12 protein-coding genes are annotated in these 14,354 nt (G+C 71.4%); 9 read left to right on the plus strand and 3 right to left on the minus strand.

Annotation, left to right across the window (positions count from 1 at the left end):
• Position 1 precedes the first annotated feature (1 nt).
• The 5 genes from B1H19_RS33620 (at position 2) to B1H19_RS33640 (ending at position 5,509) form a co-directional block, all read left to right on the plus strand.
• Positions 2-1,000: an ABC transporter permease gene (locus B1H19_RS33620; RefSeq protein ID WP_083108664.1), complete on the plus strand. Its 999-nt coding sequence runs from the start codon at positions 2-4 to the stop codon at positions 998-1,000.
• Positions 997-1,983 (plus strand): ABC transporter permease, encoded by a 987-nt coding sequence (locus B1H19_RS33625; RefSeq protein WP_083108665.1) that lies wholly within the window; start codon positions 997-999, stop codon positions 1,981-1,983. The genes B1H19_RS33620 and B1H19_RS33625 overlap by 4 nt, the downstream gene beginning before the upstream one ends.
• Entirely contained in the window at positions 1,983-3,038 is a 1,056-nt protein-coding gene (locus tag B1H19_RS33630; RefSeq protein WP_083108666.1) for an ABC transporter ATP-binding protein, read from the plus strand. Before B1H19_RS33625 ends, B1H19_RS33630 begins: the two co-directional genes overlap by 1 nt.
• A complete protein-coding gene (locus B1H19_RS33635) occupies positions 3,035-4,075 on the plus strand; it encodes an ABC transporter ATP-binding protein (protein WP_083108667.1) in 1,041 nt (346 codons plus the stop codon). The genes B1H19_RS33630 and B1H19_RS33635 overlap by 4 nt, the downstream gene beginning before the upstream one ends.
• 168 nt (positions 4,076-4,243) lie before the next feature.
• Positions 4,244-5,509: a M20 metallopeptidase family protein gene (locus B1H19_RS33640; protein ID WP_083108668.1), complete on the plus strand. Its 1,266-nt coding sequence runs from the start codon at positions 4,244-4,246 to the stop codon at positions 5,507-5,509.
• Here B1H19_RS33640 and B1H19_RS33645 read toward each other — a convergent pair.
• Positions 5,506-6,771 carry a M6 family metalloprotease domain-containing protein gene (locus tag B1H19_RS33645; RefSeq protein WP_237289655.1) on the minus strand — a complete coding sequence of 422 codons (1,266 nt, stop codon included), beginning with the start codon at positions 6,769-6,771 and terminating at the stop codon, positions 5,506-5,508. The two genes, B1H19_RS33640 and B1H19_RS33645, sit on opposite strands and share 4 nt — an antisense overlap.
• A gap of 123 nt (positions 6,772-6,894) precedes the next feature.
• On the opposite strand from B1H19_RS33645, the gene B1H19_RS33650 reads away from it, so the two are divergent.
• A complete protein-coding gene (locus B1H19_RS33650; RefSeq protein WP_083108670.1) occupies positions 6,895-7,860 on the plus strand; it encodes a LysR family transcriptional regulator in 966 nt (321 codons plus the stop codon).
• Positions 7,861-7,919: 59 nt separating this feature from the next.
• On the opposite strand, the gene B1H19_RS33655 is transcribed toward B1H19_RS33650, so the two are convergent.
• Complete coding sequence (locus B1H19_RS33655; protein WP_083108671.1) at positions 7,920-9,947, minus strand: flavin monoamine oxidase family protein; 2,028 nt, start codon at positions 9,945-9,947, stop codon at positions 7,920-7,922.
• Between the two features lie 385 nt (positions 9,948-10,332).
• Here B1H19_RS33655 and B1H19_RS33660 point away from each other — a divergent pair, with 385 nt between their 5' ends.
• From B1H19_RS33660 to B1H19_RS33670, 3 genes are all read left to right on the plus strand, one after another.
• Positions 10,333-12,078: a TIGR03767 family metallophosphoesterase gene (locus B1H19_RS33660; protein WP_083108672.1), complete on the plus strand. Its 1,746-nt coding sequence runs from the start codon at positions 10,333-10,335 to the stop codon at positions 12,076-12,078.
• A gap of 240 nt (positions 12,079-12,318) precedes the next feature.
• On the plus strand, positions 12,319-12,729 hold the full coding sequence (locus B1H19_RS33665) for a hypothetical protein (RefSeq protein WP_083108673.1): 411 nt from the start codon (positions 12,319-12,321) through the stop codon (positions 12,727-12,729).
• A 213-nt stretch (positions 12,730-12,942) separates the two neighbouring features.
• A complete protein-coding gene (locus tag B1H19_RS33670) occupies positions 12,943-13,386 on the plus strand; it encodes a hypothetical protein (RefSeq protein WP_083108674.1) in 444 nt (147 codons plus the stop codon).
• On the opposite strand, the gene B1H19_RS33675 is transcribed toward B1H19_RS33670, so the two are convergent.
• Positions 13,358-14,284 carry an alpha/beta fold hydrolase gene (locus tag B1H19_RS33675; protein ID WP_083108675.1) on the minus strand — a complete coding sequence of 309 codons (927 nt, stop codon included), beginning with the start codon at positions 14,282-14,284 and terminating at the stop codon, positions 13,358-13,360. The genes B1H19_RS33670 and B1H19_RS33675 overlap by 29 nt on opposite strands.
• Positions 14,285-14,354: the final 70 nt, after the last annotated feature.

The raw sequence follows: 14,354 nt of genomic DNA on the forward strand, positions 1-14,354 counted from the left end.
CATGTCCGCTTCCCCACCCGCGCCCCCACCCGCGCCCGCCCCGGACGCGAACCCGCACACGAACCCGCACACGAACCCGGAAACGGGTGCCGGGCCCGTACTGCCCAGCAGCCCCTGGCGGCTGGTCCGCCGTGAGCTGCGCCGCCGGGCCTCCGTCACCGTCTCCCTGGTCGTCATCGGGCTTTTTCTCGTCATGGCGGCCGCCGCCCCGCTGCTGAGCGCGCTCGGCGGCCGGTCGCCCGACGCCTTCGACAAGTCCGCCGTCGATCCGTACCTGGGCGGTATGCCCATCGGGCCGCTCGGCGGGATCTCCGGCACGCACTGGCTGGGCGTCGAACCGGTCACCGGACGCGACCTGTTCGCCCGCGTCGTGCACGGCGCCCAGGTCTCCCTGCTCATCGCGCTCAGCGCCACCGCGATCGTCGTGGTCGCCGGGACGGTGACCGGGATCGCGGCCGGCTACTTCGGCGGCCGGACCGACGCGGTGCTGTCCCGCCTGATGGACCTCACCATGTCCTTCCCGTCCCTCATCTTCATGATCGCGATGATGTCGGTGGCCCGGGACGTCAACCGGATCCTGCTGATGACCGCCGTCATCGGCCTGTTCGGCTGGCCCGGTATCGCCCGTGTGGTGCGCGGCCAGACCCTCTCGCTCAAACACCGCGAGTACGTCGACGCGGCCCGGGTCGGCGGCTCCGGGCCCTGGCGGATCCTCACCCGTGACATCCTCCCCGGCGTCGCGGGACCCGTCATCGCCTACACCACCCTGATCATCCCCGGCATGATCGCCACCGAGGCGGCGCTGAGCTACCTCGGCGTCGGCGTGCGGCCGCCCACTCCCTCCTGGGGCCAGATGATCGCCGCGAGCGTCGCCTTCTACGACACCGACCCGATGTACTTCGTCATCCCCAGCGCCTGCCTGTTCCTGACCGTGCTGGCCTTCACGCTCCTCGGCGACGCCCTGCGCGACGTCCTCGACCCGAGAGGAGGCCGCGCATGATCCTCTACACCCTGCGCCGCCTCGCCGCCGTCATCGGTGTGCTCGTCGCCGTCGCCGCCGTCACCTTCCTCATCTTCTACGTGCTGCCCTCCGACCCCGCCGCCGCGGCCTGCGGCAAATCGTGCAGCGCCGAGCGCCTGGCGGCGATCCGCGCCCACATGGGCCTCGACCAGCCCCTGTGGCGACAGTTCTGGGACTTCCTCTCCGGCATCTTCACCGGCCGCACCCTGGGCAGCGGCCACTACGCCCTGCGCTGCCACGTCCCGTGCCTGGGCTACTCGTACGAGAACAGCGAGGCCGTCTGGGACCTCCTGATGAACCGGCTGCCGGTCTCCGCCTCGCTCGCCCTGGGCGCGGCGGTGCTGTGGCTGGTGCTCGGCCTGAGCGCCGGGGTGGCCGCGGCCCTGCGCAAGGACACCCTCACCGACCGCGTGCTGATGGTCGGTGCGGTCGGCGCCGCCTCGCTGCCGGTGTACTTCACCTCGATGATGCTGATCTACGGCCTCATCCGGGTGGCCGGCCTGCTCCCGTATCCGAGCTATGTGCCCTTCGGCGACGATCCCGCCCGCTGGGCGTCGAACCTGCTGCTGCCCTGGCTGGCACTGGCCGTCCTGTACGCGGCCATGTACGCGCGGCAGAGCCGCAGTTCGATGATCGAGGCGATGGCGGAGCCGTACATCCGCACCGCGCGCGCCAAGGGCCTGCCGCGCCGCACCGTCGTCGTCAAACACGGGCTGCGGACCGGCATGACCCCGATCCTCACCCTGTTCGGCATGGACCTGGGCGGGCTGCTCGCCGGCGCGGTGATCACCGAGTCCATCTTCGGCCTCCCGGGCATCGGACAGCTCTTCTACGGCGCCCTCTCCAGCGGCGACCAGCCGGTGATCCTCGGGGTGACCCTGCTCGCCGCCACGTTCATCGTCGTCGCCAACCTGGCGGTCGATCTGCTGTATGCCGTTGTCGATCCGCGAGTGAGGCTGTGATGGCCAGCGAGCCCCGTCCGGACGTCAGCGTCGAAGCCAACGCCAACGCCAACGCCACCGATTCCGAACCCCTCCTCTCCGTAAGGGACTTGACGGTCACCTTCCCCACCCCGGAGGGCCCGGTCCGCGCCGTCGACCGCCTCTCCTTCGACGTCGGCCGCGGCCGGACGCTCGGCATCGTCGGCGAGTCCGGCTCCGGCAAGTCCGTCACCTCGATGGCCGTGATGGGCCTGCACACCGGCGCCGAGGTCACCGGATCCGTCACCCTGGACGGCACCGAACTGACCGGACTCGCCGAACGCGAGCTGAACCGGCTGCGCGGCCGACGGATGGCGATGGTCTTCCAGGACCCGCTCTCCAGCCTGCACCCCTACTACACGGTCGGCGAGCAGATCGCCGAGCACCACCGGGTGCACTTCGGCTCGCGCCGTGCCGCGGCCCGTCGACGGGCCGTGGAGATGCTCGCCGAGGTCGGCATCCCGGAGGCGGCACGCCGGGCGGGGGAGTACCCGCACCAGTTCTCCGGCGGTATGCGGCAGCGCGTGATGATCGCCATGGCGCTCGCCTGCGAGCCCGATCTGCTCCTCGCGGACGAACCGACCACCGCGCTGGACGTCACCGTCCAGGCCCAGATCCTGGAGCTGATCGCCCGGATCCAGCAGGAACGCTCCCTCGCCGTCGTCCTGATCACCCACGACCTCGGCGTGGTCGCCCGGGTCGCGCACGAGGTGCTGGTCATGTACGGCGGCCTGGCGGCCGAACAGGCCCCGGTGGAAACCCTGTTCGCCGCTCCGGCCCACCCCTACACCCGCGGCCTGCTCGACTCCCTCCCCCGCCTCGACGACACCGACGACGTCCCACTGCGCGCCATCCCCGGCAGCCCGCCCTCGCTGCTCACCCCCGCGCCCGGCTGCGCCTTCGCGCCCCGCTGTCCGCGCGCGGCGGCGGCCGACACGGACACCCGCGAGCGCTGCACCCGGCTCCGCCCCCGCCTGACCCGCTCCGGCGACCACGCGGTGGCCTGCCATCTGCCGCTCGGAAAGGCCACACCATGACGACGACCCGCACATCCCCGTCCTCATCCGCGTCCCCGCCCCCGGCACCCCGTGCACCGCACCACGACGCGGCCCCGCTGCTGTCCGTACACGACCTGACCGTGACCTACCCGGGCAAACGGGGCCGCAGCGCGCCCATCCGGGCCGTCGACGGTGTCGGCTTCGACATCGCGGCGGGGGAAACCCTGGGCCTGGTCGGCGAGTCGGGCTGCGGCAAGTCCACCACCGGCCGCGCGATCGTCCGCCTCCTGGAGCCGACGAGCGGATCGATCACCTTCGAGGGCCGCGACATCGGCCACCTCACCCAGCGCGCACTGCGCCCGCTGCGCCGCCACGTCCAGATGGTCTTCCAGGACCCCCACGCCTCCCTCAATCCCCGCCAGACCGTCGCCAGGATCATCGCCGACCCGCTGCTGGCACAGGGCACTCCGGCCGACGAGGCGCGCCGCAGGGCCGCCGAACTGATGGACCTCGTCGGGCTGATCCCCGAACACCTCGACCGCTATCCGCACGCCTTCTCCGGCGGACAGGCCCAACGCATCGGCATCGCCCGCGCCCTGGCCACGCGCCCCCGCCTGATCGTCGCGGACGAGCCGGTCTCGGCGCTCGACGTCTCCGTACAGGCGCAGATCGTGAATCTGATGGCGGATCTGCAACGCGAGCTCGGCCTGGCCTATCTCTTCATCGCGCACGACCTGTCGGTGGTCAAGCGGGTCTGCGACCGGGTCGCCGTCATGTACCTGGGTCGCATCGTCGAGACCGGCCCGAAGGAGCGGGTGTACGCGGCCCCCGCCCACCCCTACACCCGGGCCCTGCTGTCCGCCGTCCCCCTGCCCGATCCGGTCGCCGAGCGCACCCGCGAACGGATCACCCTGCCCGGCGACCCGCCCAGCCCGGCAACACCCCCGCCCGGGTGCCCGTTCCACCCCCGCTGCCCCAAGGCCCAGACCGTCTGCCGGACCGAACTTCCGGCCCTGAAGCCCTCGGCGCCCGGGGCGGCACGGCGGGTGGCCTGCCACTTTCCGGAGGCGGGCTGAGGCGGAACGGGACGCGGTCACCGGAGCCGAAGGTGGTCCTCGTGATGGGGTTGTCCTCACCCTCACATGGTGGCCCACCCGATGGTCAACGGCATGTGCCGTCGGCACTCTTGTCGTAGGAACGCAGGCCACTTGAAGGATCACCAAGGGGGAACCGTGGATCGTCCCATGGAGCGCGCTCTCGCGCGCCGCACGCTGCTGGTCGGCGCGGCGGGAGCCGGTGCGGCAATCGTGTGGGGAGCGGCGGGCAGGGCCGCCGCCTTCGGGTGGGGACGGCCCGTGGCGCAACGGGTGGTGGACGCCGAGGTGGCGCGTCTGGAGCGGGGGCTGGTCGCACTGCGGCGGGACATCCACCGGCACCCCGAGGCGCCTGGTCAGGAGCGGCGCACGGCCGGTGTGGTGGCCCGGGAGCTGCGGGCGGCCGGGCTGAGCGTCACCACGGGGGTGGGCGGCCACGGCGTCGTCGGCGTCCTGCGGGGCGCGCGTCCGGGCCGGACCGTCGCGTACCGGGCGGACATGGACGCGGTGCCGCCCAAGGACATCGTCGGGGGAGGCCCGGCGGCGGCCCACGTCTGCGGACACGACATCCACATCACGGTGGCGCTCGGCGTCGCGCGGGTCCTGGCGCGGCTGCGGCAGCAACTGAGCGGAACGGTGGTCTTCCTCTTCCAGCCTGCCGAGGAGTCCTTGTCCGGCGCCCAAGCAGTGATCGACGCGGGCGTGCTGGAGCGCACTGGCGTGGAGGAGATCCACGCGCTGCACTGCGGGCCGTTCCCCGTCGGCCAGTTCGCCGTCACCGGGGGCTTCGGGTTGCCGGGCCAGGACAAGGCCGAGGTGACGCTCTCCGGGCCGGCCGCGCCCGATGCCGCGCGGCGACTGGCCGCCGAGATCGGCGCGCTCGCCACGGTGGCACTGCCACAGACGCCCGCGGACCTGGAGCGGTTGGTCGCCGAGGCCCGGACGCCCCACGGGCCGCTGGCCCGGTACGTGGCTGTCCGGGCCCGAGCAGCGGAGGTCACGGTGAGTGTGTCCTACCGTTGCTGGCCGCAGGAGCGCTACCTGGAGGTACGCGAGGACATTCGCCACCTGGCCGCCTCCTACGCGGGAGCCGGGGTGAGCTTTCCCGCCGAGCCCTTCCCGGCCATGGTCTGCCCCGAACGCGACGCCCGTGTGCTCGCCCACCATCTGCGGCGCGCACTCGGCCGGGATGCGGTGACCGAGCTCCATGCCGCCTTCCCGCCCTTCAGCGGCGAGGACTTCGCCCTCTACCTGGAGCGCGTCCCCGGCACGTTCACCTTCCTCGGCGTCCGTGCCCCCGGCGCATCCCTCACCACCAGCTACCCGCACTACCCTGACTTCGCCCCGGACGAGCGCGCCATCCCCCTAGGCATACGGGCAATGGCAGGCTGGATCGCGGAACGGACCCGGACCTAAGACTTGGTGACCCGCACCGTGTCCCCGGCGCCGTCCGAGCGCAGCACATCGATCCGCACCCCCGCGCCGGGATCCGTGAACGACTCACCGGCCTGGTACGGCGCGTCGTCCAGGGGCCGGCAGCCACTTGCCGGTGGGGCGTCGGGTCGGGCGTCCATCACCCGGATGGGGCCCTCGCCGGTTTTCACGGACGAGTCGACCTTGTAGACGAGGGCGCCGGTCGCGCACAGGCCCGTGTCCGCCCGGACCGGGCGCCGGGATTCGACCACGTAGGCAGACGTGGGGCCGGTGCGGATCACGGCCATCTTGGTGCCGCCGCCGTACTCGACGGGGCTGAGGCGGACGGTGTCGCTGCCCGCCGAGGCGCGGCAGGCGACCTGGTTGTCGCCGGTCCAGCCGAGTTTCCACGACTCCCAGCCGAAGTACTGCGGCCCGGCGCCACTGATCAGGCCCATGACATCCCAGCCGCCCACGAAGCGGTGGGCGTCGGTGCCGGCGTCGAAGGCGTAGAGGTCGGGCAGCCCGAAGGTGTGCGCGGTCTCGTGGCCGACCAGTTTGGGCCCCCAGTGCCACATGTCCTGGCCGAAGGTGACGGACCACTTGATGCGCTTGCCGTCGGCGACCACGCCGGCCGTGCCCGGCTCGTAGATGTACGTCGGTGTGAAGGAGATGGCCGAGGCGTTCTTGGTCGGCATCACGTACACCATGTCGTACCGGGAGAAGTCCACCTGCCGGTCCGCGGCGGCCACCGCGTCCCTGATGTACGCCTCGTGCGCCTCATGGCTGAAGCCGCGCTGGAAGTGGTAGTCCGTCGAGTTGTGGGGCATCCGCACCCACTGCCGGTACTGGGTGATGGCCAGCCACGCCTTGCCGTACGACGCCTGCCACACCCAGTTCGCGCCGGGCGTGACCTGTGCCGCGTCGTGGGCGGGGGACTCGGTGGCGGGGGCGTCCGGGAAGTCCACGAAGATCATGGCGGCCTTGATGGTCCCGGTGGGCCGCTGGAAGACGGAGCGGTCGGTGTCGTGGCCCTCGTCCGTCCACCCGGTGGCGCCCGGCAGCGCACAGTCGGCGGCGCCGTGCCGGGAGGAGGACGGCGCGGATATGGCGCGGGACTTGGGGGACGCCTGCGGGGATACGGGGGAGGCCGTGGCGTATGTCATCCCGGCGAGGACCAACAGCGGACCGGCGACCGCCGCGGACAGCAGCGCCGCTCGCCTCCCGGGGGATACGGCCGGGAATTTCATGGCTCGGAATCTCATGGCCGGGGAACCTCCACGTGCGTAGGGTGTGCAGAGGGAGTGCGTAGGGTGTGACATTTCACATAAGGCTGAGGGGTGTGACGCCCTGCCGGGAAGCTCCCGCAGGTCCATAACATCCGCGCCATGGATCTGGAGATACGGCACCTGCGGGTGGTGTGCGCCATCGCCGAAGCCGGCAGCCTGACCAGGGCCGCCGCGGCACTGCGGATGACCCAGCCGGGCCTGAGCGCCCAGCTCCGGCGGATCGAAAGGCTCCTGGGCGGCACGCTGTTCGACCGTCGGCGCGCCGGGGCCACGCCCACCCCGCTCGGCGAACTCGTCCTCTCCCGGGCACATGCCGTCCTGCCGGGCGTCGACCAACTCCTCGCCGACACCGACCGGGCCGTCCGGCGCGCCACCGCCCCCACCCGTCTGCGCATCGGCTCCGTCGGCGCCCCGCTTCTCGGCCATCTCCTCCTTGCCGTACGGGAGTTGCTGCCCGACGCGGAGGCGACGGCCCGCTGTCAGTACGCCCCCGCCCCGCTGCTGGACGACCTCGGCGCCGGCCGACTGGAAGCCGCCGTCCTCGGCGACCACCCCGGCCAGGAGCCACCGCCCCGGGACGGGGTCCTCCTGCACCCGCTCGTCACCGAGCCCGTCTTCGCGCTGCTGCCCGCGACCCATCCCCTGGCCGGCCAGGAAGAGGTCGGCCTGGCCCGGCTGGCCGACGAGGACTGGGCCGCGCCCCGGCCGGACAGCGACCGCACGCGGGAGTACTGGTCGTCGGTCTTCAGCCTGGCCGACCGGCACCCCCGTATTCCGTACGAGGCCGAGGGGCGGCAGCTCATCGAGATCGTCCGCGCGGGGCTGGCGGTGAGCCTGTGCCAGGCCACCTTCATCGAGGTCCCCGGCGTCGCCGTCCGCCCGCTGACCGGAAACCCGCTGTGGTACCGCCATGTGCTGGCCTGGCACCGCGACGGCCCGCTGGCCCGGCACGGTGCGACGATCCTGCGGCGGGTGCGCGACGGCTACCTGGACACCTGCGCCGACAGCCCCGTGTACGCACGCTGGCGCGAGCGGTACCCGGGGGCGGCGCAACCGCTGGTCTGAATCGCCGTCACCGTACGGTGCGGACCGGGACCCCGTCGCCCGTCCGACCCCCGGAAGGGTCACGCGCCCAGGTGGACCTCCAGGGCCGCGCGCACGCCGGACTCCAGCGCCCCCTCGATCCACGCGGGCTTGAGGGACGTGTGGTCGCCGGCGAAGTACAGCGGTCCCTCCCGGGTACCGACGTCCGGGAACAGACCGGTGTGCTGGCCCGGCAGCAGTACGGATGCCTCGCCGTTGGAGTAGGGGTTGCACAGCCAGCTCTGGGTCCGGCCGGCGCCGGTGTAGAACACCTCGATGCGCTGCCCGTAGACCTCCTGGAGGCCGCGCAGGGCGTGGGGATAGCGGGCCTCGTCGTCGAGGGAGTCCCAGCGCATCGCGTCATCGGCCCAGGTGTAGGAGGCCAGGACCACGCCGCCCCGGCAGTCGTCGATGGGGTTGGAGGGGTGGAACACGAACCGGTTGGCGTTGTCGGAGACGGAGCCGCCGCCCCGCACGCCGACGGCCGGCGGCTGGTCGCGGGTGATCCAGCGGTTGGCCGCGTAGTGGACTCGCTGGGCCCGGGAGATGTGCCCGCCCGGGACCGACGGGTGCTTGCCCAGCAGGGAGCCGTCGTCGGGCGCCTTGCCGGCCCGGAAGTCGTCGTGCAGGCCCGGCCGGATGCGCTCCAACTCGGTCCGCCACTGGTCTTCGTCGAACTCCCACCAGCGGCGGCTGAACTCCAGCAGCACCTTGGTGGCCGCGTCGTAGTGCAGCTCCACGATGGCCCGCCGCTTGCCGTAGGAGAGGGCGGGCAGGATCTGCATCTGCCGCAGACCGGAGAACGGCGCGGTGACGATGGCGACATCACCGGTGTACGACCGGCGGTCCGGATCGGCACCGTCTTCGGAGACGGTGTCCACCCATACCCGCGGGCCCTCCTTCGACACATGGGTGGCATCGCTCTGGCCGAGGCGCTGGGCATCCGGGTCGAAGTATTCGATCCGGGTGACGCGGCGGCCGAAGTGCACGTCGTCCCTGACGTTCTCCAGCATCCCGTCGGCCAGCGTGGCGGTGCCGCCCTCCAACTCGTAGAACCTGGTACCGGGGTTGATCAGCACCGCGTCCAGAAAGCTGTGCAGGAAGGACAGCGACAGCCGGGAGGTCATGTCCTCCAGGGTGCCGATCAGGTTGATGGTGCGCTGCGTGAGCTTGGCCTTCTCGGACAGGAACCGCTGCATCGACCAGTCCCCGTACTGCCGGATGATGCGTACCCAGCCCTCCAGCGCCTCGGACGGCTCCTTGTCCCGCCACTTACCGTTCCTGAAGACGCTGAACTCCTCGCGGACGTCCTTGATGGCCGCGTCCAGGATGTCGCGAGCCGCGGTGTCCAGATACTCCTCCTGCACCCCGAAACTGCGGTTGACGGGGCGGGGATCGGCCGCGTACGCGGAGCGGCGCATCCGGACGCCGTTGACCACGATCCACGCGTTGTCCCGCGGCTTCCCGCTCCCCGACCCGGCGTGCGAATCCTCCCCGACCAGGCGGAAGTCCAGCTTCTTGATCTTCAGCTCGTCGATGAGCGCCATCAGCATCGCGTGGCTCTCCGGCAGCCGCATCGCACCCGCCTCGGCGTGCAGCCGGGGATCGGAGAAAGGCTGCTCCGCCTTCTCATGGCCGCCCGTCCGGAAGGTCTTGATACGACCCCCGGCCCGGTTGGCGTTGGCCTCCAGCACCGTGACGGAATGCCCGGACCGCTTGAGCAGAAAGGCGGCGAGCATCCCCGCGGGCCCTGCACCGACGATCAGGACGCGCTGGGGCTTGCCGCCGGAGCGCGGCAGCTTCTTGGTGCGCAGGATGTGTACGTAGTCCGCCTTGAGCGGTTTGTTGCTCTTGTCCATGACCATGATGGCGCGGGCGACGGTGCGCGCGCGGTCGTCATCGTCGGCCGACACCAGTACCGGCGCCTTCGGGGTGGCGGCCGTGGCCGCGGGAGCGACGGGCCAGACGGGCAGACCGGCGGCGGCGAGGGAGGCGGCGGATGCGGTGGTGAAGGTCCGTCGGGTGGGAGCCGATTCGGTTGCAGGCGAGGGATCTTGAGGGTTCGTCATGGCGTGAGAGTGGCGTCGTCGTCGCCGGGTCAAAGGCGCGCTGCGTGCGGTGTGCATGCGGTACATGGCGTAGCGGGAGGCCGGTCGGCGCAGGTGGCGACGTATGTGCCGCGACGGTACGGCACCCATGGGCGATCACTCGGATGAGTCATATTGTCTGTGACGCTATGAAGTGCGCATTCACTCAAAGTGGTGTTCCGGAGGGGTGTGCGGAGTGTGTGGCGCTCGGGCCAACTGCCCTATGGCCTGAGCCGGTTGACGCCTGTTCCCGCAGAGTTTCCCTATTCTTTCTGGACACCTGCCTACTCATCAGTAGGGTGAGCGCGGCGGACGCGCCCGGCAGGCGGGCTTGACAACGAAGTGCCGCCATGGAGAAGGGGACTTCATGAGCGGGATGGGCCGTCGGCGGTTTGTGTCGGGGATATCCGGGGCGGTGGCGGGGGCCGCGCTGTGGCAGGGGTTCACGCCCGGGCGGGCCTCGGCGCAGGAGCGGGCCCTGGCGCTCACGGCGGCACGGGCGGTGCGGACGGCCGGAACGACCCTCGAACAGGCCGCGACGCCGACCGGCGACGGGCCGTACAAGCGGCTGGTGGCCGGGCCGGGCTGGCCGCTGGTCGTGCGCGCCGAGCTGGCCGGCGCGGCATCCGGGCGGGACGACCGGCGTACCGGGCTCGCCTCCTTCGTGCAGTTCACCGACCTGCATCTGACGGACACCGAGTCGCCGGTGCGGTTCGAGTACCTGGCGCGGTTCAACGACAGCGCACACCGGCCGCAGGAGGCGCTGACCGTGCGGGGCGCCTCCTCGCTGGTCGAGCGGGTCAACCAGGTGCGCCAAGGCCCGTACACCGGCCTCCCGTTCAGCATGGTGATGGCGACCGGTGACAACACCGACAACCACGAGCGGCTCGAACTCGACTGGTATCTGAGCGTCATGAGCGGCGGCCGGATCACCCCGAACAGCGGCGACCTCGCGCGCTACGAAGGCGTGCAGAACTCGGGAAGCGCGCAGTACTGGAACCCCGAATCGTCCCTCCAGGACGCCTACAAGGCCAAAGGTCTGCCTCATATACCCGGCTTCCTCGGCGGCGCGATACGCCCCTTCGACGCACCCGGCCTGCGCGTTCCCTGGTACACCACGGTCGGCAACCACGACGACAGCATCGAGGGCAGCCTGCCCGACCTCGGCCTGCTGAACGACCTCTACACCGGCTCGCGCAAGGTGGAGGGCTGCGACGACGCGACCGCTGCACGGCTGGCCGACGCGGTGCTGCACGACCCGGGCCAGGCCGTCGTCCTGCTGAGCAAGTTGCTGACCGGCGGCGGTGCGATCCGCACGGTCACCCCCGACGAGCGGCGCCACCCGTTCACCCCCACCGAGTTCGCCCAGGCGCACCTCAACCCCGCGTACACCGGCCCCGGCCCCGCGGGTCACGGCTTCACCCAGGACACCGTCAGCAGCGGGCACCTCTACTACACCTTCGACCTCTCGGACGGCGTCCTCGGTATCAGCCTCGACACCACCAACCGTGCCGGTTTCGCGGACGGCTCGCTCGGCACCGGCCAGCTGACCTGGCTGGAATCGGTCCTCAAGGCGCACTCCGGCCGCTGGTACGACGCCGACGGCAACCTGGTGCGCGGCGGCTCCGACGGCCGTCTCGTCGTCCTCTTCAGCCACCACACCAGCAGCACGATGGGCAACCTGCTCCCCGACCCGTACCACCCGTTCGAGGGCCGCCACGGCGGCGACGAGCTGGTGGCCCTGCTTCAGCGCTTCCCGAACGTGGTGGCCTGGGTCAACGGCCACACCCACACCAACCAGATCACCGCGCACGGCCACGCCGTCCCCGAGCGGGCCTTTTGGGAGATCAACACCGCCTCCCACGTCGACTACCCGCACCACGCCCGGATCATCGAGGTCGCCGACAACCGGGACGGGACGCTGTCGCTGTTCACCACGCTCATCGAGTCCGCCGCCCCGTACCGGACCGATTTCACCGACACCTCCGACCCGGGCCTGGCCGCCCTCTACCGCGAGCTGGCCTACAACGACCCCTACGCCACCCCCGCCGCCCGCATGGGCGCCGCGGCCGACCACAACACGGAGCTCCTGCTCACCAAGCCCGCTACGTAGCCGACGACGGGCCGTACGGGGCTGGCAGGCCCGTACGGATCCATTACTCTGGGTAACTGTGCAGGTCAGAGCCTTCCTCCGGCGATTGTCACGATCCCTTTCGGTGATCGAGATGTCGCTGATACACGATCTTGGGGCGACTGAAACGGGCGTTGCCTAACTTTCCGGGCATGGGTGCTTCTCGGCCCCATACCGGGCCGATCACTCTCGGCCATCCCACGCATCCGCGAAGGAGCAGTCATGCCCAAGCAAGCCATCACCCGTGCCCGTCGCATCAAGCACAAGGGGCTGCGCACCGGCCTCACCGTCGCGATAGCCGGCGCCGCCGTTGCCCTCCCGGCCGGTGCCGCGTTCGCCATGCCGACGGACTACACCAAGGAGGTCAAGGTCGATAACGGCGACACCCTCAAGCTGGACGGCTTCGGCAAAAAGGTCACCATCTCGGATCCCGAGCACGGCGTCACGGGTTCGCTGAGCCAGAACCACCGCGGCCCGGTGGAGAGCCACATGGACACGAACGGGACGTACACGCTGGTCTTCCCGAAGCCCGCGGCGCAGGCCGACGCCACGCCCAAGGTCGTCTACAAGCACGACGGCAAGACCGTGAAGACCTTCAGCCTCCCGCAGGCCCCGGCCGACCTGGGTCGCTGACCTCGGCCGACCGCCCGGCTCACGGCGGGCCCCCCGGCTGGACTCTCCAGCCGGGGGCCGCCTCGCCGTGCGGCCAACGCCCCCTCGGCGGCCGCCCCCTGCGCACAAGAAATCCACAAAGAGCGCCCGTACGCTCCTGACCGTCGAGCTTCAGAGACGTCATATGCCGAGGCGTCGAACCTCAGAGTCGCAGTGGAAAGCGGTGATGTCCTTATGCCGGAAGGGCGCTCCTGTACGGGCCTCAGCACCCTCACCGCCGTTGAGCCAGGCGAACTGCGGCTCCCCCTCAGTGGCTGGTCACTGCGCATCGCGCGGGGCTCCGCGGACCGGCCGGCCCTGGAGGTGCACAGCCCGGCCGGGCTCATCGATGTGTCCGTCGTGGGCACGCTCAGCGTCTCCCCGCTCAGGGGCGGCCGCCACAGCGGCCGTTCGGAGAGATGCTGGTCGCTGGCGTGGGGGCAGTTGCCCCCCGACGCCGATGTGGTCGAGGCGTCCTTCCGCGGGTGGCGGCGCAGCCTGAGCGTTCAGGCGTACACGGTGGCCGACGCTTTCTGGGTCGCCGAGGTCGGCGACCGGTTCCGCTCGGTGACGTGCTCCGCGGGCACCACCCGCACCACGAGGCGGGTGGTCAAGGAGCCCCGGCTGCGGGGGAGTTGACGGAAGGTTGCTCGTGGGCCCGGTCGGCGAGCGCGCGCAGCTGGCCGGCATAGGTGCTCCAGGCGTCGCGGGTGAGGAAGTGGCCGACGCCGGGCAGGGTGCGCAGCCGGGCGCCTGCGACGGCGGCGGCGATGTCGTGCGCGGCCGCCACGCGCAGCAGCGGGTCGCCCTCGCCGTGCAGTACCAGGGTCGGCGCGGCGATCCGGGCGAGCGCCCCGCCGCTCCACTTCGCGCCGATCTGGCGGGCTTGGGCCTTGTCGTCGCGGAAGCTGGAGACCTGGTGCGCGGCCTCCTTGTCCACGAACTCGCGCACATCGCGCTCATCGACGGCCTGGCCGGGTGCGGCCAGGAGGCGGGCGACCGCCACGGCCAGGGCCATATCGCCGTGCGGGGTCTCGGGGTGGTGCAGCCGAGCGAAGCGCGCCACGGGCGCCAGGCGCAGATAGCGCAGGATGCTCAGGCCCTTGGCGTCGCTGGGCACGGCGGAGGAGGTGGTGAGGCTCAGCGCGCGGTTCGGGTGGCGGATCGCGGTGCGCTGCGCCACGAGCCCTCCCAGCGAGTGACCGAAGAGGTGGGCGCGCTCCCAGCCGAGAGCGTCGAGAACGGCGACCGCGTCGTCGGTGAGGTCCTCGGAGCTGTAGGCCGGGGCCGCGCGGCGCAGCAGGGCCTTGATCGGCGGACCGATGCTCCGGTCCGGCAGGTGGCTGGATTGGCCGGCGTCGCGCTGGTCGTAGGCCGCGACGTGGAAGCCGCGGCGCACCAGCTCGTCCACCAGCCCGTCCGGCCACCAGAACCGTGAGGTGCCGAGGCCCATGACCAGCAGCAGCGGGTCGCCGCCCGCGCCGCCGAGGTCCTCGAAGGCGATCCGTATCGCTCCGTTGTGCGCGTAGTGCGTCATCACGCTCAAGCCTCTCCCCTTCGATCATTCGCAAACGGCGTTCGCGAACACCGTATGCGATGGATAGGCT

The organism is Streptomyces gilvosporeus, assembly GCF_002082195.1.
GTDB lineage: Bacteria > Actinomycetota > Actinomycetes > Streptomycetales > Streptomycetaceae > Streptomyces > Streptomyces gilvosporeus.